General features: G+C 73.2%; 16 protein-coding genes. 5 read left to right on the forward strand and 11 right to left on the reverse strand.

The window, feature by feature from the left end; translation table 11 throughout:
• Positions 1-32: 32 nt before the first annotated feature.
• The 6 genes from ACFQO7_RS32685 to ACFQO7_RS32710 form a co-directional block, all read right to left on the reverse strand.
• The gene (locus tag ACFQO7_RS32685) at positions 33-2,192 is read right to left on the reverse strand and encodes a transglycosylase domain-containing protein (protein WP_376810008.1); all 2,160 of its coding nucleotides are present in this window, start codon (positions 2,190-2,192) and stop codon (positions 33-35) included.
• 81 nt (positions 2,193-2,273) lie between these two features.
• Positions 2,274-3,128, reverse strand: coding sequence for an SMP-30/gluconolactonase/LRE family protein (locus tag ACFQO7_RS32690; RefSeq protein WP_376810009.1), 855 nt, complete (start codon positions 3,126-3,128; stop codon positions 2,274-2,276).
• A gap of 74 nt (positions 3,129-3,202) precedes the next feature.
• Positions 3,203-4,975 (reverse strand): serine/threonine-protein kinase, encoded by a 1,773-nt coding sequence (locus tag ACFQO7_RS32695; RefSeq protein ID WP_376810010.1) that lies wholly within the window; start codon positions 4,973-4,975, stop codon positions 3,203-3,205.
• Between the two features lie 162 nt (positions 4,976-5,137).
• A complete protein-coding gene (locus tag ACFQO7_RS32700; protein ID WP_191840460.1) occupies positions 5,138-5,506 on the reverse strand; it encodes a PH domain-containing protein in 369 nt (122 codons plus the stop codon).
• Between the two features lie 78 nt (positions 5,507-5,584).
• Positions 5,585-6,670 carry a CaiB/BaiF CoA transferase family protein gene (locus ACFQO7_RS32705; RefSeq protein WP_376810011.1) on the reverse strand — a complete coding sequence of 362 codons (1,086 nt, stop codon included), beginning with the start codon at positions 6,668-6,670 and terminating at the stop codon, positions 5,585-5,587.
• An 18-nt stretch (positions 6,671-6,688) separates the two neighbouring features.
• A complete protein-coding gene (locus tag ACFQO7_RS32710) occupies positions 6,689-8,710 on the reverse strand; it encodes a hypothetical protein (RefSeq protein ID WP_376810012.1) in 2,022 nt (673 codons plus the stop codon).
• A gap of 192 nt (positions 8,711-8,902) precedes the next feature.
• Between ACFQO7_RS32710 and ACFQO7_RS32715 the strand changes: the two genes are divergently transcribed.
• Positions 8,903-9,997, forward strand: a complete 1,095-nt coding sequence (locus tag ACFQO7_RS32715; RefSeq protein WP_376810013.1) for a YihY/virulence factor BrkB family protein — start codon at positions 8,903-8,905, stop codon at positions 9,995-9,997.
• A 1-nt stretch (position 9,998) separates the two neighbouring features.
• On the opposite strand, the gene ACFQO7_RS32720 is transcribed toward ACFQO7_RS32715, so the two are convergent.
• A complete protein-coding gene (locus ACFQO7_RS32720) occupies positions 9,999-10,484 on the reverse strand; it encodes a glutathione peroxidase (RefSeq protein WP_376810014.1) in 486 nt (161 codons plus the stop codon).
• Between the two features lie 57 nt (positions 10,485-10,541).
• Here ACFQO7_RS32720 and ACFQO7_RS32725 point away from each other — a divergent pair, with 57 nt between their 5' ends.
• Positions 10,542-11,003, forward strand: coding sequence for a hypothetical protein (locus tag ACFQO7_RS32725; RefSeq protein WP_376810015.1), 462 nt, complete (start codon positions 10,542-10,544; stop codon positions 11,001-11,003).
• Between the two features lie 59 nt (positions 11,004-11,062).
• Positions 11,063-12,223, forward strand: coding sequence for a thiolase family protein (locus tag ACFQO7_RS32730; RefSeq protein ID WP_376810016.1), 1,161 nt, complete (start codon positions 11,063-11,065; stop codon positions 12,221-12,223).
• Here the strand turns inward: ACFQO7_RS32730 and ACFQO7_RS32735 are convergent.
• The gene (locus ACFQO7_RS32735) at positions 12,207-15,056 is read right to left on the reverse strand and encodes an AfsR/SARP family transcriptional regulator (RefSeq protein ID WP_376810017.1); all 2,850 of its coding nucleotides are present in this window, start codon (positions 15,054-15,056) and stop codon (positions 12,207-12,209) included. The genes ACFQO7_RS32730 and ACFQO7_RS32735 overlap by 17 nt on opposite strands.
• A 207-nt stretch (positions 15,057-15,263) precedes the next feature.
• On the opposite strand from ACFQO7_RS32735, the gene ACFQO7_RS32740 reads away from it, so the two are divergent.
• Positions 15,264-16,238, forward strand: coding sequence for a GNAT family N-acetyltransferase (locus tag ACFQO7_RS32740; protein ID WP_376810018.1), 975 nt, complete (start codon positions 15,264-15,266; stop codon positions 16,236-16,238).
• Here the strand turns inward: ACFQO7_RS32740 and ACFQO7_RS32745 are convergent, their stop codons facing one another.
• The 3 genes from ACFQO7_RS32745 to ACFQO7_RS32755 form a co-directional block, all read right to left on the reverse strand.
• Complete coding sequence (locus ACFQO7_RS32745) at positions 16,239-16,688, reverse strand: VOC family protein (RefSeq protein ID WP_376810019.1); 450 nt, start codon at positions 16,686-16,688, stop codon at positions 16,239-16,241.
• Positions 16,689-16,814: 126 nt separating this feature from the next.
• Entirely contained in the window at positions 16,815-17,003 is a 189-nt protein-coding gene (locus ACFQO7_RS32750; protein ID WP_360534604.1) for a DUF4236 domain-containing protein, read from the reverse strand.
• 28 nt (positions 17,004-17,031) lie between these two features.
• Positions 17,032-17,949 (reverse strand): PfkB family carbohydrate kinase, encoded by a 918-nt coding sequence (locus ACFQO7_RS32755; RefSeq protein WP_376810020.1) that lies wholly within the window; start codon positions 17,947-17,949, stop codon positions 17,032-17,034.
• Positions 17,950-18,182: 233 nt separating this feature from the next.
• On the opposite strand from ACFQO7_RS32755, the gene ACFQO7_RS32760 reads away from it, so the two are divergent.
• Positions 18,183-18,956 carry a hypothetical protein gene (locus tag ACFQO7_RS32760; RefSeq protein ID WP_376810021.1) on the forward strand — a complete coding sequence of 258 codons (774 nt, stop codon included), beginning with the start codon at positions 18,183-18,185 and terminating at the stop codon, positions 18,954-18,956.
• Positions 18,957-19,078: the final 122 nt, after the last annotated feature.

Consider the following 19,078-nt stretch of genomic DNA (forward strand, 5'->3'; position numbering starts at 1 on the left):
GGGCACCGGGGTGGGGCGGCGGTCCGCTGGGATCAGTTGAGGATGTCGCTGGAGGGTGGGTTGAAGTCCCGCACCGGCTTGTCCTTCAGGGCGAATTTCAGCGAGTTCGTCACCGCGTCCAGCGGCATGTTGTAGTTGCCGTCGCCGGCCACGTTCTTGACGTAGTCGGGGTCGGCGATGAAGCTCGCCGCGGCCAGCTCGGGCGTGAACCCGACGAACCAGGCGGCCCGGGTGTCGTCGGTGGTACCGGTCTTGCCGGCGATCGGGCGCTCCATCATCGGGTACACCCGCGAACCGGTGGACCAGTCGCCGCAGCTGCCGCGGGCGGCCTTGTATCCGGTGACGCAGCGCGCGGCGTCGGTGGCGGCGCGGGCGACGTCCTGACTGAACGCCCGGTTGCACTGCGGGGCGGCGGCCTCGACCTGCTTGCCGTCGACGGTCGCGGTGAACTCCTGGCCGTCCGGGGCCTTGATGGACAGCACCGGGCTGGGCTTGCAGTACATGCCCTCGGCCGCGACGGTCGCGTACGCGTTGGCCATCTCCAGCGGGGTCGTGTCGGCCACGCCGAGCGTGAACGCGCCCCACTTGTCGGCGTGCTTGGGCGAGGCGTGCAGCCGGTCCACGTCGGTGTGCCAGACCAGACCGATCCGCTCGGCCATGCGCACCGCCTTGTCCGAGCCGACCGCCTGCTCCAGCTGCACGAAGTAGGTGTTCACCGACTTGCCGAAGCCGGAGTACATGTTGTGCTTGCCGGTCATGCTGCCGCTGGCGTTGGACGGGCACCAGCGGTTGCCGCAGGCGGCCGGCCCGCCGGGCTCCACCACGTAGATCGAGGTGTAGCGGTGCGGGGCGTAGAACGACTTGGACATCTTCATGCCCGAGTCCAGCGCGGCGAGCATGGTGAACATCTTGAACGTCGATCCGGCCTGGTAGCCCGGGATGTCACCGCCGCCGAGCAGCGGCGCGACCGTGTTCGGGTAGCTGCCCTTGACGTTGAACGAGCGCTTGATCGGGTCGGAGTTCGGGCCGTTCTTGCTCTGGTCCATCGAGTAGACCCGGTTGACGGTCATGCTGAGCACCCGGCCGGTGCCGGGCTGGATGACGACGTTGCCGTACGCCAGCCGCATGTCGGTCTTGGACCGGCTCAGCAGGTCCTTCATGCCGAACGCCTGCAGCTGCGGGTCGAGGCTGGTGACCACCTTGTAGCCGCCGGTGCGCAGCTTGTCCAGGCGGGCGACCGGGTTGGGCCCGAACGCGGGCTGCTGCATCCACCAGTTCTTGAAGAAGTCGCAGAAGAAGCCCCAGTCGCGGGTGCTCGCCGGCACCGAGCCGCAGTCGCGCGGCGGGCTGCTGAGCTTCAGCTTGATCGGTTCGGCGGTCGCCTTGTTGGCCTGCTCGGTGGTGATGAACTTGAGCTCGGCCATCCGCCGGATCACGTAGTTGCGCCGGTCGAGGGCCGGGCCGGTCTGGTTCGCCGGGTCGAACGCCGACGGCGCCTTGACCAGTCCGGCCAGCGTGGCGGCTTCGACCAAGGTCAGGTCCTTGGGCTCCTTGGAGAAGAAGATCTGGGAGGCGGCGTAGATGCCGTACGCCCGGTGGCCGAAGTAGGCCATGTTCAGGTAGCCCTCCATGATCTGCTGCTTGGTCCACTGACCTTCCAGCTTGATCGCGAGGCGGATCTCGTTGAGCTTGCGCTGCGGGGTCTGCTCGGTCGCCGCGACGGCCTCCTGGGCCGTCTGGGCGCTGTCGCGCAGCGCCATGCGGACGTACTGCATGGTCAGCGTCGACGCGCCCTGGGAGACCTCGCCCTGCTGGCGGTTGGCCACGAAGGCGCGGGCGATGGACTGGAAGTCGACGCCCATGTGGGAGTAGAAGCGCGCGTCCTCGGCGGCGAGCACAGCGTTGACCACGTTCTGGTTCATCGAGCCGAGCGGCACGAACTTGCGGTGCTCGTCGTAGAACATCGTGATCAGCGACTTGCCGTCGTTGGCGTACACGTACGTGGTCTGGCCGACCTGATGCTCCTTGAGCTGGGTCGGCAGGTTCTGATAGATGGCCGCGCCCTTCATGGCTCCGATGCCCGCCGGTACGGCCAGCGGTAGCGAGGCGAGGGCGAGCACGACCCCACCCAGGACGCCGGTGCGGAGCATCCCGCTGTACCGGCCGAAAGCGCTGATTAACCGCTGCACCATAGCCACGAATATAGGCAGCTCAGCATACCGAAGTGAGGAAGATTCACTAAAGCGTATGCGGATGGTCCCGTGTGGAGAAGCTCAGCCCCGGAAGCAGTCGGCAGGCCTGCCCGCCACGTCCGCCGGCTGGTGGGCGTAGACCAGGCCGGCGTGCGGATCGTCGGGCCGGCCGACCGACGCCGTAGTGATCACCAACGTGTCCAGCCGGGGTCCGGCGAACGCACAGCTGGTCACCAGCGGGGTCGGCAGCGCGACCACCCGGTCCAGCCGCCCGTCGGGGCTGTACCGGCGCACCGCGCCCCCGGCCCACAGCGCCACCCAGACCCCGCCCTCGGCGTCCACGCACATGCCGTCGGGATGGCCCTCGTCGATCCGCGCCAGCGTGCGCCGCGCCGACGGCTCGCCCGAGCCGAGGTCGTAGTCGTAGGCGTCGACCCGGCCGGTGGGGGTGTCGATGTGGTACATCGTCGTGCCGTCGGGCGACCAGCCCAGCCCGTTGCTGATGGTCAGCCCGGTGAACACGGTGGTGAGCGCGTCCGCGCCCGGGTCCAGGCGGTACAGCGCCGCCGCGCCGGGGCGCTCGTCGTAGGCCATCGTGCCCAGCCAGAGCCGCCCGGCCGGGTCGGCCTTGGCGTCGTTGGCGCGCAGCCCGTCAGTGTCGCCCGGGAAGCCGGGCAGCCGCTGCTCGCCGCCGCCGGGCAGCAGGCGCACCGGCCCTTCCGGCAGGCAGGCGACGAAGCCGCCGCCGCACACCGGCACCGCCGCGCCTACGTGCGCCGAGGTGCTCACCTCGCCGGACTCGTCGCCCTCCACGGAGCGCCACAGCACCCGGCTGCGCAGGATGTCGACCCACCAGACCCGGCCGTCCCGGTGCGCGTATAGCGGCCCTTCACCCAGCTCACAGCGCCGGGAGTCGAAGACCTCCACGTCCGACATCCGGGTCACCCCTCAGCCCGCCACGCGGGCACGACGGTCGCCTGCACGTTCCACCTTAAACGCGGCCGAGCGGCTCAGAAGGCGCTCCGCCACATCGAGATGTTGCGGTATCGCACCCGCCAGGGCGTGACGCCGATCTTGCCTTCGGTGGACACGCCCAGGATCACCCGGCCCTCCGGGAACTGCGTGTTCACCACCGGCACGACGACGCCATCGGCCTTGGTGAGCTCCGTGCCGCCCAGGAACAGGCGGACCTCCGATCCGGCGGCGGAGATCGCGACCCGGTGGAACCGGCCGAGCGCCAGTTTCTTCTCCAGCGGGAAATCGACCAAGGTCCGGCCGTTGCTCGGGTCGTCCTCGGCATGGCGCATCAAGCGGACCTTGTCGTCACACACCCTCAGCTCGTAACCCTGCTGGGCGCGATACCGGAACCAGATCCCTGCGCAGGCGCCCTCGTCGACCAGCGCCACGTCCACCTCGACCCGGAAGTCGCCGAGCGTGTCGTCCGGGCCGCTGCACTGGTAGCTCCAGTCCTTCAGCGTGGTCACCAGGAACGACTGGTTCTCGTAGCGGCACGTCGCCCCGTCGGGGTCGTCCTCGCGCTTCGTCCAGCTCTGCGCCCGGTTCAGCTTCTCGACCCGGTACGGGGCGGGCTTCGAGGGCTTGGGCGAGGCCGACGGGGAAGGCGAGGCCGAGGGGGACGGTGTCGGTGACGCGCTCGGGCTCGGGGACGGCGTGGGGGACAGGCTGGGCGAGGCGGTCGGGGACGGCGCGGCCGCGAAACCGGCCGGCAGTGGCAGCGCCCCGGTCAGCAGCGCCACCGTGAGGCCGCCCAGCAGCAGCGTCGTCGCCCCGAGCCCGGCAGCGACCGGCTTGGCCCACCGGCCGCCCGGCCGGCGCCCGGCGTCCGGTTGAAGGTTGGTCAGGTCGGCGTCGACCACGGCGAACTTGCTGCCCGCCTCGGCCGCCGCCGCCGCCTGCCGGGGCAGCTCGCCGGAGCTCAGCGCCCGGTCCGGCCCCCGGGTGAGCAGCCGGTCGAGCAGGTCGCGGGCCGTCGGGCGGTCGGCGGGGTCCTTGGACAGGGCCGCCTCGACCAGCTCACGCAGCGGCCCGGTCAGGCCGTCGAGGTCGGGCTCGGCGGTCATGATGCGCACGGCGACCGCCGGCATCGAGTCGGCGGCGAAGGTGACCCGGCCGGTGCCCGCGAACGCGACCACCGCGCCCCAGGCGAACACGTCCGCGGCCGGGGTCAGCGCCTTGCGCGCCTTGGTGTCCAGGCGCTCCGGGGCCATGTACGCGACCGTGCCGATGAGCTGGTCGGTGCGGGTGTTGCCGGGCTGCCCCTCGACCGCGCGGGCGATGCCGAAGTCGATGACCTTCGGGGTGCCCGGGGCCAGCAGCACGTTGCTGGGTTTGAGGTCGCGGTGGATGACGCCCGCGCCGTGGATCGCGGTCAGCGCGGTGGCCACGCCGATGGCCAGGCCGTGCAGGTTCGCCGGGGTCAGGGGCCCGCGCTGCTGCACGACGCTGGACAGGCTCGGGCCGTCCACGTACTCGACCACCAGGTACGGCGACTCGTGGTCGGGGTCGGCGTCGAGCACCTCGGCGGTGCAGAACGGCGGCACCTCCTTGGCCCGCTCCACCTCGCTGCGGAAACGCTGCCGGAACTCGGGCTCCCCGGCCAGGTCGGCGCGGATCACCTTGACCGCGACGAGGGTGTCCTGCGGGTCGCGGGCCAGGTAGACGCTGCCCATGCCGCCCTCGCCGAGGCGGCCCAGGAGCGAGTAACCGCCCAGCTCACGAGGGTCGCTGGGCCGCAGCGGCCGCGAAGCGTCGGCGCCGACCATGATGGACTCGTTCTCCCGTTCTCGATGCCCGCCAAGGCCGCGGCTCAACACGCCGCGGCCTTACGGACTGTCCCCGCTGAGTCACGCGACATCCTGCCATCCGCGGGCCGTCGCCGTAACCCTGCCGCGTCACCAGACGCGCGACGGGGGCCGGGAGGTTGCTCAGCTCGTGATGCGGTGCAGGATCAGATCGTGGACGTGGTGAGACTTCTCGTCCCCGCGGAACTCCATCTCGTACACGTGCGTGCCGACGTTGATGGCGATCGCTCCGGTCGAGAAGAACTGCCCCGCCCAGGACTTGTTGCTGACTACGCTCACGCTGGTGATCTTCGTGTAGGGGATGCTGGTGATGGCGGTCTTCTTGCCCACGAAGGACTTGTCCTGAATGATCACGCGGCGGTCGGTCAGCCCGATGAAACCCGTGCCCGCCCCGATGGCGTCGTACACGGCGATGACCTGCTCGCCGGGCAGCAGCCCGCTCTGGATCTGCTGGAGCTGCTCCTTGCGGTCGTACACGATGCTCGTCGTCATGCCCCGACGCTAATCGCGCATCGCAACCTCAGCCGTGTCATGCGGAGCCCGCTCCGCATGACTCTGCCGGGCTCCTGATCAGCCGCACCAGTCGGCCAGGACCTCGGCGGTGTGCTCGCCGGGCAGCGCCGGGGGCCGGTCCAGCTCGGCCGGGGTGGCCGAGAAGCGCGGCGCGGGTGCGGGCTGCGTCACACCGTCGTGCACCACGTAGGTGCTCCGGGAGGCGAGCTGTGGATCGGTCGGCGCGTGCCCCATCGACAGCACTGGGGCCACGCAGGCGTCGTTGTCGGCGAACAGCTGAGCCCAGTGCGCCTGCGGCTGCTCCGCGAAGCGCCGTGCCAGCAGCTCGCGCAGCTGCGGCCAGGACGCGCGGTCGTACTGCGGGGTGTCGGCGGGCAGGTCCAGCCGGGCCAGCAGCTCGGCGAAGAACTGCGGCTCCAGCGCGGCGACCGCGACGTGGCGGCCGTCGGCGGTGGCGTACACGTCGTAGAACGGCGCGCCGCCGTCGAACAGGTTCACGCCGCGCTCGTCGAGCCAGGTGCCGCCCGCGTGCATGCCCCACTGCATCGCCGTCAGGTGGGCCACGCCGTCCACGATGGCCGCGTCGACGACCTGCCCCGGGCCGCCGCCGCGCACCCGCCACAGCGCGGCTAGGATGCCTGCCACCAGGTACATCGCGCCGCCGGCGAAGTCGCCGAGCAGGTTCAGCGGGATCTGCGGCGGCCCGCCGGCCCGGCCGATCGCGTGCAGCGCGCCGGTGACCGCGAGGTAGGTGAGGTCGTGCCCGGCCGTGTGCGCCCGCGGCCCCTCCTGGCCCCAGCCGGTGATCCGGCCGTACACCAGCTGCGGGCGGCGGTGCAGGCACACGTCCGGCCCGAAGCCCAGGCGCTCGGCGACGCCCGGCCGGAAGCCCTCGATGAGCACGTCGGCCCGGTCGGCCAGGCGCAGCAGCAGGGCCACGCCGGCCGGGTCCTTCAAGTCCACGGCGATCGCCCGCTTGCCGCGCTGCAGCAGGTCGAACCGCGGGTCCACGGCCGTGACGCCGCCGCCCGGACGGTCCACCCGCACCACGTCCGCGCCCAGGTCGGCCAGGTACATGCCACAGAACGGACCGGGGCCGATCCCCCCGACCTCGAGCACCTTCAAGCCGTCCAGCGGACCCATGGCGGTGATCGTACGCAGCTATTCGCGGCTGAAGGTCCACACCCCGTTGGTGTCGATCACGACCACGACCGTGCCGCGGGGCAGCATCGTCTCGCCGGTGAAGTCGCCCTCCTGGCTGATCAGCGTGGCGCTGTCCGAGCCGATCGCCTGCACCGTGAACCTGCCGGTGCCGCGGTGGTCGAACGCGACCTTGACCGACTCCGCCGCCGTACGCGGGATCAGCAGCACGTCCGCGCCCACCCCGGACGCGTTGCCGCTGAACGTCTGCGCGGACGCCAGCGGGCGCACCACCATGCGCCAGCCGCCCTCGGCCTGGATGCTCACCGCGTCGGGCCGCATCTCGCCCAGGTCCAGCGGGCGCACGCCCTCGTAGCTCTCCGCGGCGCTGACCAGCGTCTGGATCTCCTGGCCGTCGGCCTTGACGGTGCGCACGACGAACGGGCCCGTGCCGGAGTAGGTGAGTGCGACGGTGTGGAAGGTGCTGCCCAGTTCGACCGGCACCACCTGCGGCCCGGTGCCCTCGAAGACCTGATCCTGCGGCAGTGCTTCGGCGGCCTGCCGGCTCGGGGTCGGGATCGGACGGCCCTGCGCCTGCTGCGTGGGCGAGCCGTCGGGCTGCGTGCCCACCTCGGTGGCGCTCGGGTCGGCGACCGCGCCGGACGAACCGCCGATCCGGGTGGCGACGAAGCCGCCGACGCCCACCACGGTGCACAGCAGCAACCCGGCCGCCCCGGCCAGTCCCCATACCCACCAGGGCTTGCGCCTGGCCGGAGCCGCGTGCGCGGGCACATGCGTCGCCGCGTGCGCCGGCACGTGCGCCCCGTCGGGGCCCTGCGTGCCACCGGCCGCCGGGTCCGACGGCGCGGCCGCGATCGCCATGGCGGGCACGGCCCCGCCCGCGACCGGCACGTCGGTCGCCGGCACGTCCGCGATCGGCACACCCGCGACGGGCACGGCGACCGGCGTGTCCGGGGCTGGTTGCGCCGACGGCGGGTCCACCGGCGACGGCCAGGCGATGCCCGAGGTCAGCGGCGGGGCGGTGACCGGTCCGTAGACCGGCGCGACCGGCCCGGTCACCGGCACGATCGGCTCGAATCCGGGGGTGTCCGCCGGGTCGAGCGGCTCGGGCCCGGCGACCGCGTTCGCCGCCACGAGTTCGGGTTCGGGATCGGCGGGTGCGGTGTCCGGTTCGGACGACGGCGGGAGCTGCGCCGCCATGGCGCTCACCGGTTCCGCGATCCGGTCGCCTGCCACCGGCGCGTCCTCGCCGCCGGCCGGATTCGCCCACGCCGGTGCGGCGGACGCGGCGGGTTCGGTTTCCCAGGCCGGGTTGGTCTGCTCGTCGGTCCAGGCCGGCGGGGCCGCATCGGGCAGGGCCGGTTCGGGCGCGGGCTCGGTGATCCAGCCCGGTTCCGCCGACAGCACCGGATCGACCGGCCAGGCCGGCTGCGGCCGCTCGTCGGACCATGCCGCCTGCGCGGCCGCGTCCATCGCCATCGCGGTCTGGGCGGCCAGCACCGGCTGCGCGGCTGGGGAAAGGTCCGGCTGCGCGCTCGCCGCCGGCTGCGCGGCGTCGACGGCCGCTGTGGGCGCGGCCGCGTCCATCGCCGTCACCAGGTCAGCCTGTGCGGCCGCGTCCATCGCCGTCACCGGAGCCGGCGGCTCGGCCCCATCCATGGCCGTCACCAGGGCCGGCTCCGGCTGCAAGGACGGCTCGGGGCCGGTCGCGGCGGGTTCGGCGATCTCGTCGGCCGCCGACCAGGCAGACGCCGCTTCCGGCACCGGGTCGGACACCGTGACACCGGCCACGGGCTGTCCGTCGGTCTCCGGGGAAGCTCCGATGAGTTCGTCGAGGCTGGTGAACGCATCGTCGTCGGGCAGTTCGAACATCAGCGTGGGGTCGTCGGCCCCGTCGCTGACCCAGAACTGCCAGCCCTCGGGTGCGGCCGGCCAGGCCGGGTCGGGCCGCCAGCCCGCCGGGGGCGTCCAGTCCTCCGGCGGCGTGGGCCATCCCGGTGGTGAGTGGTACTTCCAGCCCATCGCGCCTACCCCCGTCGTGCTAGCCGCGGCGCACTGCGGTGTGCCGCGTAACCGGGGGTGACCTGATAATACGTGCCGGGTGCGGTCCGCGGGCGTGATCCACTGACGACGCTGCGCCGCCGTGACCTTGTCGCGCGCCGCCCACCTCTGGTGTCATACGGGGGTATCGATCGTCCGGTGGCGGAGGCAGCGGTGGCGCGTACGAGGGAACCGGGCCGGGCCCACCGGGAGCGGCTGCTGCACATCCTGGCCCGGGGGCCGGAACGGCCGTCGGAGCTGGGCCTGCGGGCCTGGCTGGGAGTGGCCCGGCGCACCGTCGTGGAGCTGCTCAACGACGAGCTGGCCGACCGGGCGGCGGCGCTGACCTACTACAGCGTGACCTCGATCCTGCCCGGCTTGCTGGTGCTGGTCGCCGGGGTGGGTCTGTTCGGCCGCCCGACCAGCGACGCGGTCGCCGAGAACCTGAGCGAGCTGACGCCGCCGCCGGCCCGGCACGCGGTGCTGGAGATCATCGACAACCTGCGCTACGACCAGCGGGCGGCGGGCGTCGCGCTGGCGGTCGGTCTGGCCATCGCGTTCTGGTCGGCGACCAGCTACATCGGCGGGTTCATGCGCGCCGCGAACGTGATCTACGACGTGCCGGAGGGCCGGCCGCTGTGGAAGACGGTCCCGGTGCAGCTGTTCGTCACCGCGGTGACCGGGGTGTCGCTGGCCGCGAGCGCGCTCGCGGTGGTGCTCAGCGGCCGGGTGGCCACCAGCGTCGGGCGCGCGTTCGGGGTCGAGGACACCACCGTGAAGATCCTCGACATCGCGAAGTGGCCGATCCTGGTGGTGGTGATCAACCTGCTGCTGGCGCTGCTCTACTGGGCCGCGCCGAACGCGCGGCTGGGCGGGTTCCGCTGGATCACACCGGGCACGATGGTGGCGATGGCCACCTGGATCACGGTGTCGGCCGGGTTCGCGTACTACATCGCGACGTTCGACTCCTACAACCGGACCTACGGCGCGCTCGGCGGCGTCATCGCCTTCCTGGTATGGCTCTGGCTGACCAACGTCGCGGTGCTGCTGGGGGCGAAGTTCGACGCCGAGCTGGGCCGGGCGCGGGCCATCGCGGCGGGCATGCCGCCCGACGCCGAGCCGTACCTGCCCCTGCGCGACGTGCCCAAGCAGGAGCCCCGCAACGGGCTGCCCGCCCTGGAGGCGGGACCCGAGGAGCTGCCCGCGGCACCCGAGCGGCCCGTGGCCGAGCCGGCGGAGGAGGTACGGCCCGACGAGGGCCGGTCGTGAATCAGGCCAGGGCGCGCTCGACGGCCCCGACCAGCTCCGGCGACTCGGGTGTGACCTGCGGGCGCAGCCGGGCGGTGACGGCCCCGGACCGGTCGACGACGAACTTCTCGAAGTTCCACTTGACGTCGCCGGCCTCGCCGTCGGCGTCGGCGGTCTGGGTGAGCAGGTCGTACAGCGGGTGCCGGTCGGCGCCGTTGACGTCGATCTTCTCGGTCAGCGGGAACGTGACGCCGTAGTTGACGTCACAGAACTCGGCGATCTCCTCGGCGCTGCCCGGCTCCTGCCCGGCGAACTGGTTGCACGGCACGCCGAGCACGACCAGCCCCTGCTCGGTGTACGCCTCGGCGAGCTTCTGCAGCCCGGTGTACTGCGGGGTCAGCCCGCAGCGGGAGGCGACGTTGACGACGAGCACGGCCTTGCCGCGGTACTGGGCGAGGTCGGCGTCGCCGCCCTGCAGGGTCTTGATCGAAACGTCGTAAAGGCTCATGGTGGCCAACCATAGCGCCGGTGCCCGGACCGGTTCCCGTCTGCCACGATGTCGGTCATGACGAGCATCGAGCCCGATTCCGGGGTGAGCCCCGCGGCCCGCGCGGCCCGTGCCGCGGGATGCGCCTTCGTGTCCCTGGCCGTGTGGATGGGCGTGGCCTACGCGGTGATCCAGCTGCGCGGCTGCACGGGTGAGGGCATGCGGTGCCTGGGCGACGCGATCGGGATCATGTTCCTGTGCCTGCTGGGCGCGGCGGTGTCGATGTGGGGGATGCTGCGGCTGGCCCGGGTGCGCCCGGCGTGGCCGGTCGCGGTGGCCGGGCCGCTGGTGTTCCTGCTGCTGGCGTTCGGCCTGGCGGGCCGGTTCTTCCTGGGCACGCCGCAGCTGTGGGTGGTCGCCATCATGGCGGCGTACGCGCTGGGCGCGGTGCTGGCCGATCGGCGGGTGTCGGCGCGGGCGCGCTGGATCACGGTCGGCGCGCTGGTCGTGCTACTCGTCGCGGGGCTGTTCCGGTTCTGACCCGGAGGCCGCCGCCGACCTGAGTGACCGTTCAGGTTACTTCGCAGTAGGCTGCTGTCATGCGTGATGCGGTGATCATCGGAGCGGTCCGTACCCCCGTCGGCCGGCGCAACGGCGGCCTCGCCGGCGTGCACCCCGTCGACCTGGCCGGGCAGATCCTGCAGGACCTCGGCGACCGCACCGGGTTCGACCCGGCCGACGTCGACGACGTCATCCTCGGCTGCGTCTCGCAGACCGGCGAGCAGTCCTGGAACATCGGCCGCAACGCGGTGCTCGCCGCGGGCTGGCCGGAGACCGTGCCCGGCACCACCCTGGACCGCCAGTGCGGCTCCAGCCAGCAGGCCGTGCACTTCGCCGCCGCGACCGTGCTGTCCGGGCAGGCCGACCTGGTCGTGGCCGCGGGCGTCGAGTCGATGAGCCGGGTGCCGATGGGCTCCTCGGTCGGCGAGCTGGGCTTCCCGTACGGGCCCGAGGTGCGCAGCCGTTACGCCGGGGTGCCGGGCTTCGCCGGGGACGCCCCCGTGCCGTTCAACCAGGGCGTCGGCGCGGAGATGATCGCCGCCCGGTGGGGCTTCAGCCGGGCGCAGCTCGACGAGTACGCGCTGGCCAGCCACCAAAAGGCGGCCGCCGCCTCGGACGGCGGGCTGTTCGCCGCGGAGATCGCCCCGGTCGGCGACGTGTACGCCGACGAGGGCATCCGGCGCGAGACGTCGCTGGAGAAGCTGGGCCAGCTGGCGACCCCGTTCAAGACCGACGGCGTGGTCACCGCGGGCACCGCGTCGCAGATCTCCGACGGCGCGGCCGCGATCGCGGTCACCACGTCGGCCTGGGCCGCCGAGCACGGCTACGCTCCCATCGCCCGCATCCACACCGCGGTCGTGGCCGCCGACGATCCGGTGATCATGCTCACCGCACCGATCCCGGCCACCGCGAAGGCGCTCAAGCGGGCCGGCCTGTCCATCGCCGACATCGGCGCGTACGAGGTCAACGAGGCGTTCGCGCCGGTGCCGCTGGCCTGGCTGGCCGAGACGGGCGCCGACCCGGCCCGGCTCAACCCGCGCGGCGGCGCGATCGCGCTGGGCCACCCGCTGGGCGCCAGCGGCGCGCGGCTGCTGACCACGCTGGTCCACCACATGCGCGACAACGGCATCCGTTACGGGCTGCAGACGATGTGCGAGGGCGGCGGCATGGCCAACGCCACCGTCATCGAGCTGCTGTAGCGCCGGGCCGCCCGCGCAGCTTGTCGCGTACGGCGGCCGCCTCGGCGTGCCCCAGCTCCTCGAAGATCTCCAGCGCCCGGGTCCAGTAGGCGGTGGCGGCCGCCGCGTCGCCCACCGCGTGGTGGCTGTCGCCGAGATGGGCGTTGGTCTCCGCCTCGCCGAAGCGGTCGCCGAAGTCGAGGTACAGCGCCAGGGTCTGCTCGTAGCAGCCGATCGCCTGCGCGTGGTCGCCGAGCTGGTGGTGGGCGTAGCCGAGGCTGTCCAGGGTGTGCGCCTGACCGTTGCGATCGCCCAGCTCGGTGAACAGGGCCAGGGCCCGGTGGCAGTGTTCCAGCGCGGCGCGGTGGTCGCCGGCGAGCGTGCGGTACCAGCCGATGCCGTTGAGCGCCCGCGCCTGGCCGGGCAGGTAACCGGCGGTGATGTACAGCGCCAGCGCCTGCTCGGTGTGGTGCAGCGCCTGCACGGTGTCGCCCTGCATCTCCAGCGCGACGCCGAGGTTGTGGTGGGTGTGGCCCTGCCCGGCGTGATCGCCGACCGCCCGGTACTGCTCCAGCGCCGCGTGGAAACTCGCCAACGCGTCGGAGTGGCGGCCCAGCCGCACCTGCGTACGGGCCACGTGCCGGTGCAGGTGGGCCTGGGCGGGCCGGTCGCCGAGCCGGGCCGTCGCGCCGAGCGCGGCGGTCAGCACGGTGATCAGATCGGACCAGTGCCCGCGCCGGTCCAGGTAGGTCGTCAGCTGCCAGGACAGCTGCCAGGCCCGCCGGTCCCAACCGGCGGCCGCCGCCCGGTTGACCGCCGCCACCAGGCAGGCGTGCTCGGCGGTGAACCAGCGCACCGCCGCCGCGGCGTCGCCCGGGTCGTCGACCAGCGCGCCCTCGGCCGGGTCGTCGACCGGCAGCGGCTGCCGGACGGCCTCCAGCCGCAGGTCGGCCTGCCGGGCGGTGTGCAGGTAATGGTCGAGCAGCCGGCCGAGCGCGGCGAGGCGCTCGGGTTCGGGCTCGTCGCCGTGGGCCAGCTCGGCGGCGTAGCGGTGCAGCAGGTCGTGGCACTGGTAGCGCCCCGGGACGTGCTCGGCGACCAGGTGCGCCCGTTCCAGCTCGTCGAGCGCGGCCTGCGCCGCCGCGAGCGGCGCCCCGATGAGGCTCGCCGCGGCAGGCACCGCCAGATCCGGGCCCGGATGCAGGCCGAGCAGCCGGAACAGCCGGGCGGCGCGGGCGCTCAGCGCACGGTAGGACCAGGAGAACACGGCCCGTACGTCGGTCGCGGCGTCCCAGCCGGTGAACGCGTCCAGGCCGGCGCCCTCGGCGCGCAGCCGCTCGGCCAGCTCGGCCAGCGGCACCTCGGCCGAGATCGCGGCGCGGGCGGCGGCGATCGCCAGGGCCAGCGGCAGGCCGCCGCACATGCGCAGCAGCCGCCCGACCGCCTCCGGTTCGGCGGCCACCCGGTCGGCCCCGATCCGGCGGCTCAGCAGCTCGCGTGCCTCGGTGTCGTCGAGCAGGCCCAGGGTCAGCGGCCGTGCGCCCTCGGTGGCGACCAGCGCGGGCAGCTGGTCGCGGCTGGTGACCAGCACGAGGCAGGTCGGCGAGCCGGGCAGCAGCGGGCGTACGTGTTCGGCGTCGCGCACGTTGTCGAGCACCACCAGCACCCGCTTACCGGCCAGCAGGCTGCGGTACAGGCCGAGGCTGCCGTCGAGGGTGGCCGGGATGCGCTCGGGCGGCACCGCGAACGCGTCGAGCAGGCTGCGCACCGCCTCGGCGGGCCCCATCGCGATGCCGTCCGGGTCGTAGCCGCGCAGGTTGAGGTAGAGCTGGCCGTCGGGGAAACGCTCGGCGACGCGGTGCGCCCAGTGCACGGCCAGGGTCGTCTTGCCCACGCCGGCGGTGCCCGAGATCGCGGAGATCACCACGGTGGTCAGCCCGGTGGCGCGGTCGGCGGGCAGCAGGCCGGCCAGCCGGGCCAGCTCGGCGGCGCGGCCGCTGAACACGGGCGTGTCCGCGGGCAGCTGCGCCGGGACGGTGCCCACGGGCCCGGCCGGGGCGACGTCGGTGAGCGTGTCCAGCTCGGACACGGTGAGACGGTCCAAACGCGGGTCGTCGCGTAGCACCGCGGCGTGCACGCGGCGCAGTGCCGCGCCCGCGTCGATGCCCAGCTCGTCGGCGAGCCGGGCGCGGGCGGCCCGGAACACCTCCAGCGCCTCGGCTCGCCGCCCGGCCCGGTAATGGGCCAGCATCAGCAGGGCGAGCAGGCTCTCCCGGTACGGGTGGGCGGCGGCCAGCGCGGCCAGCTCGGCCCCGGCCTCGGCGTGGCCGCCCAGGTCCAGCCGCAGGCCGAGGCTCTCCTCCCGGGCCCGCAGATGCTCCTCGGACAGCCGCCCCACCTCATCGGCCAGCAGCGCGTCTGCGGGCAGATCGGCGTACGGCTCAGCGCGCCACAGCGCGAGCGCCTGCTCGAACAGTTTCGCGGCGGCGTGGTCGTCCCCGGCCCGGCGCGATGTCCTGGCCTGGCCGAGCAGGTCGGCGAAGGCGAGGCTGTCCAGCTCGGCGGCGGTGGCGGCGATCCGGTAACCACCCGGACCGTGGGAGACGCGGGCCGGGTCGCCGAGAGCGGTGCGCAGGCGGTGCACGTACACCTGCAGGGTCTTGCGGGCGGTGGCGGGCGGGTTGCCGTCCCAGAGCGTGTCGGCCAGCCGGTCCGCGGAGATCGGCTGGTTGGCCCGGCTGAGCAGCGCGGCCAGCAGGCGGCGCAGCATCGCGGCCGGCAGCTCCACCGGCTGCCCGTCGCGGTGCACGGCCAGCGGTCCCAGCACGCCGAAGGTGATCACACTTGCTCCCATGTCCCGCCCAGGGTGTCCGACCGTCGCTTCGATGGTCAAGTCAGCGCGCAACCGCCGCGCAACCGGCCGCCCGCAGGATGGCGGCCGGCGCATTGGGGCGTGGCGATGCGGCCTGTCGGTCTGTCAACGGGGGCGGGCCGCCGGGCCGCCCTGCGCCGTGCGCAAAGCCGCTGGCGTGAGCGGGGTCCGGCACGCTACAACACCGGTATGCGTGTGACGGCGTTCGATCCCCGGCTGGGGCTGCGCGAGCAGCTGACGTGCTGGCACGAGGTCGCGGCGGCCGCGGGCGCCCATGACGACCCGACCCACCGTTCCCTGCCCCCGGCGGCGCGGGCCGCGGCCCTGCTGGCGCCCCGCCCGGACGGTCGGGTGCTGCACTGGCTGGGCTGCGCCGGCGGCGAGGTCGTGGGGCTGGCCGAACTGTTCCTGTCCGATCGGGAGAACCTCGGCTGGGGTTTCGCCGAGGTCACCGTGCATCCGCGGCACCGCCGGTCGGGCCACGGGTCCGCGCTGCTGGCCGCGATGCGCGCGGCCGCGGCCGAGCAGGGCCGGGACACGCTGGTGCTGAGCGCGGCGCAGGGCGGCCCCGGTCCGGCCTGGGCGGCGGCGGTGGGCGCGCGCAAGGCCCAGGAGCTGTGGGAGTCCGAAGCCGACCTGGGCACGCTCGACCCGGCCGCGCTCGGCGACCGCCCCGCCGCCGGCTACCGGCTGGTGTGCTGGTCCGACGAGGCACCCGAAGAGCTGCTGGCCTCGTATGCGGCCGCCGTCGACGCGATGGCCGACTCGCCCGACGGCGGGCTCGGCTACCGGTCCGCGCCGAACACGCCCGAGCTGGTGCGGGCCCGGGAGCGCTGCGCGCGGGCGGCCGGTGTGCAGCGGCGGGTGGTCGCGGCGGTGCACGAGGCCGGCGGCACGGTGGCCGGGCTGACCGTGCTGGAGATCCCGCTGCTGGCCCCGGAACTGGCCCACCAGGACGACACCGTGGTGGTGCCCGCGCACCGGGGACACGGGCTCGGGCTGTGGATGAAGGCCGAGATGGTGCGCCGGCTGGCCGCCGACGGCGGGGTGGTGCGCCGCGTGCACACCACCACCGACCCGTCGAACAGCCACATGCTGGCGATCAACGAGCGGCTGGGGTTCCGCCGCGTCGGCGTGCGCGAGCAGTGGACGCTGCCCGTCTGATCACTGCACGCAGAACTCGTTGCCCTCGGGGTCGGCCAGCACCACGTGGTGGCTGCCCGGCTCCTGCACCTCGCGCAGGATCGTCGCGCCCAAAGCTTCCAGGCGCTTGACCTCGTCGTCGCGGCGCTCCGGACCCGCGTGCAGGTCCAGGTGCAGGCGGTTCTTGCCCTGTTTGGGCTCGGGCACCCGCTGGAACAGCAGGCGGCGGCCCAGACCGACGCCGGTGAACGGCTGCACCGGGTCGTCGGGGTGGCGCACGGCGACCAGGTCGCGGAACGCCTTGCGGCCGCCGGTCTCCACCCAGACGTCCGGGCCGATCGCGCCCTGCGCGGCGAGCTGTTCGACGAGGGCCGAGTTGTCCTCGACCTCGTATCCCAGGGCCTGCGCCCAGAACGCCGTCTGCGCGTGCGGGTCGGCGCAGTCGATGACGACCTTCCAGTCCAGTGCCATGGCTGGTCTCCTTTCCATCCGGTGGTTACCTCTGCCAGGTAACCACCGGCCACCGACAGCATCCGGCCGCTGAACGCAGCAAGGTGCGCGCCCTGCGGGAGCGGCGCGCACCTGGAACGGGTCAGATCAGCTCCTGTCCCCGCCACCCTTGTTCTGCTTCCAGGACCAGGGGCCGGGCAGGTCCACCCGGTGTGCCCGGGTGCGGGAGTTCCACGACCAGCGGCCGATGCGGAGACTCCAGGAGGACAGGCCGCCCTGCGTGAAGTTCAGGCGCAGGGGGCCGAGTTTCCAGGTCTTGCGGAACAGCAGGCTCATGCACCCCATGTAACCGCACACGCACCACTCAAAACGTGTCGGCGCGTGCCAGAAGTCCGGCGCGGTCGAGCGGGTCCACTTCGGTCGCCGCGACCGTGCAGGCGTGAGCCCCGGTGATCGCGCCGTAGCGTGCGCAGACGTCCGGCGGCAGGCCCTGTGTCAGACCGTACAGGAAGCCGGCGGCGAACGCGTCGCCCGCGCCGTTGGAGTCCACCACCGGCCGCGGCGGCCGAACCGCGGCGAACCGGCGTACCGCCTCGTCGTCCCTGGTCAGCAGGTGGCCGCCGCGGTCGCCGTCGGTGGCCACGGCGATTCGGGCCCGGCCCAGCGCCAGCACCCGGCGCAGCGCGGCTGCGGGGTCGGCCAGCGCGGTGGCCGAGACGAACACCACATCGGCGGCCGCCGCGAACTGCTCGTGGTACGGGTTCTCGCCGTCCCAGTTGTGCAGGTCCGTGGAGACCGTCACGTCCAGCGCCGCGAGCTGCGCCAGGGCGAACGAGCCCGGATGGGTGATGCACACGTGCACGTGCCGGCAGCCCGCGGCCAGCTCCGCCAGCAGCGGCTCCGGGAAGCGGTCGTGCTCGCCGCCGCGGCTGATGTCGTACAGCGACAGCCGCCGCCCGTCCGGGCCGACCAGGTTGACCGCACGCTTGGTGCCGGTGCTGCTCGGCAGTTCGGTGAGGGCGATGCCCGCCCTGGCGTGCAGGGCCCGCACCAGCGCGCCCTCGGGGTCGTCGCCGAGCACGTCGACGTGGTGGGTGCGCAGACCCAGCGCGGCCAGCCCGAGCGCGAGGAAGTCCCCGGTCTGCCCGGCCCGCGTGGTGATCGCCGGAACCATATAACTGTCCGCATAGGGCAGCGGCAGCTGCGGGACCTCGACGATGGTGTCCACCCCGGCGCCGCCGAGCACCAGTACGTCGAAGGGGGCGTGATGAGGAACACGCATGAGGTGTCGCCTTCCGCGTCGATGGGTAGTCGACGTTTCAGCCCGTACGGTCCGCAGGCAGGTCATGCGGTGTCCGCCGAGGTCGCGACAGGTCGCTGTCGATGATCACGGACGCGGCGGGTGACGTCAAGACGTCACCCGCTCGACAGGCGACATTGGCGAACGCCTTCTAGGCTCCTGGAGCTGTGCCCCCGGTGCGACTGCCGGGGATTCGAAAGGGGAGGGACATGCACGTGAGGACACGACGTCTGGGTATCGCGGCGGTCGGCCTGATCGCGGCCGCGGCGCTCGTCGCCGGCTGCCAACCGGCCCCCAAGGCCGAGCCCGGCGCGACGCCGTCGGCCGCGGCTTCGACGCAGGCGCAGGCCTCGGCCGCCGACGCGCTCACCGCGGCGACGGGCAAGCTGAAGACCACCACCGCGAAGATCACCATGACCATGGGCGGCGCCGCCTCGATGAAGGCCACCGGCAGCGTCGACGGCCCGAACAAGAAGGTCGCCATGAACATGGTGATCGGCGCCATGGGGCAGAACCTGACCATGGACACCGTGCAGATCGGTGAGGAGGTCTGGCTGAAGTACGCCGGCGTCCCGGGCCTGCCCAAGGACTGGATGCACGTCGACGTCACCAAGCTCGGCCCGAACAGCACCGTGCGCAAGTCGCTGGAGGACCCGTCGTTCAGCGAGAACCTGCTGCGCACCGCCGCGCAGGTCAGCTGGGACGGCACCAACAAGGTCAAGGGCACCATCGACATGACCAAGTCGCCGACCATGAACGCGGCCGCGGCCGCCGCGCTGGGCGACAAGGCCACCGCGGTGCCGTTCACCGCCACGCTGGACGACCAGGGCCGCCTGCTCACCATGACGATGGCCGTGGGCGACGCCGTGCCGCAGGCGGGCATCACCGACATGGTCGTGACGTACTCCGCCTACGGCGAGCCGGTGACGGTCGAGAAGCCGGCCGGCAAGATCGTCGAGGCGCCGGTCGAGCTGCTGGCCAGCCTCTGACACGTCGCGGTCCGGGCCGGGGCTGATCCCCGGCAGGGCCCCATTCGCCGCTTTCACCAGGTCTTCCGGCCCGGTGAAGGCGGCGTTTCCCGTTCGGGGGCGCGGGTAGGGGTGAGAACGTG

It is taken from the genome of Catellatospora aurea (genome assembly GCF_042663325.1).
GTDB classification, from domain to species: Bacteria; Actinomycetota; Actinomycetes; order Mycobacteriales; family Micromonosporaceae; genus Catellatospora; species Catellatospora aurea.

What these genes read in the sequence shown, in the direction of transcription:
- ACFQO7_RS32690 (WP_376810009.1), bottom strand. Translation starts at nt 3,128, where the DNA reads ATGTCGGACGTGGAGGTCTTCGACTCCCGGCGCTGTGAGCTGGGTGAA.
- ACFQO7_RS32710 (WP_376810012.1), bottom strand. Translation starts at nt 8,710, where the DNA reads ATGGGCTGGAAGTACCACTCACCACCGGGATGGCCCACGCCGCCGGAG.
- ACFQO7_RS32685 (WP_376810008.1), bottom strand. Translation starts at nt 2,192, where the DNA reads ATGGTGCAGCGGTTAATCAGCGCTTTCGGCCGGTACAGCGGGATGCTC.
- ACFQO7_RS32735 (WP_376810017.1), bottom strand. Translation starts at nt 15,056, where the DNA reads ATGGGAGCAAGTGTGATCACCTTCGGCGTGCTGGGACCGCTGGCCGTG.
- ACFQO7_RS32745 (WP_376810019.1), bottom strand. Translation starts at nt 16,688, where the DNA reads ATGGCACTGGACTGGAAGGTCGTCATCGACTGCGCCGACCCGCACGCG.
- ACFQO7_RS32700 (WP_191840460.1), bottom strand. Translation starts at nt 5,506, where the DNA reads ATGACGACGAGCATCGTGTACGACCGCAAGGAGCAGCTCCAGCAGATC.
- ACFQO7_RS32740 (WP_376810018.1), top strand. Translation starts at nt 15,264, where the DNA reads ATGCGTGTGACGGCGTTCGATCCCCGGCTGGGGCTGCGCGAGCAGCTG.
- ACFQO7_RS32755 (WP_376810020.1), bottom strand. Translation starts at nt 17,949, where the DNA reads ATGCGTGTTCCTCATCACGCCCCCTTCGACGTACTGGTGCTCGGCGGC.
- ACFQO7_RS32730 (WP_376810016.1), top strand. Translation starts at nt 11,063, where the DNA reads ATGCGTGATGCGGTGATCATCGGAGCGGTCCGTACCCCCGTCGGCCGG.
- ACFQO7_RS32725 (WP_376810015.1), top strand. Translation starts at nt 10,542, where the DNA reads ATGACGAGCATCGAGCCCGATTCCGGGGTGAGCCCCGCGGCCCGCGCG.
- ACFQO7_RS32720 (WP_376810014.1), bottom strand. Translation starts at nt 10,484, where the DNA reads ATGAGCCTTTACGACGTTTCGATCAAGACCCTGCAGGGCGGCGACGCC.
- ACFQO7_RS32750 (WP_360534604.1), bottom strand. Translation starts at nt 17,003, where the DNA reads ATGAGCCTGCTGTTCCGCAAGACCTGGAAACTCGGCCCCCTGCGCCTG.
- ACFQO7_RS32695 (WP_376810010.1), bottom strand. Translation starts at nt 4,975, where the DNA reads ATGGTCGGCGCCGACGCTTCGCGGCCGCTGCGGCCCAGCGACCCTCGT.
- ACFQO7_RS32705 (WP_376810011.1), bottom strand. Translation starts at nt 6,670, where the DNA reads ATGGGTCCGCTGGACGGCTTGAAGGTGCTCGAGGTCGGGGGGATCGGC.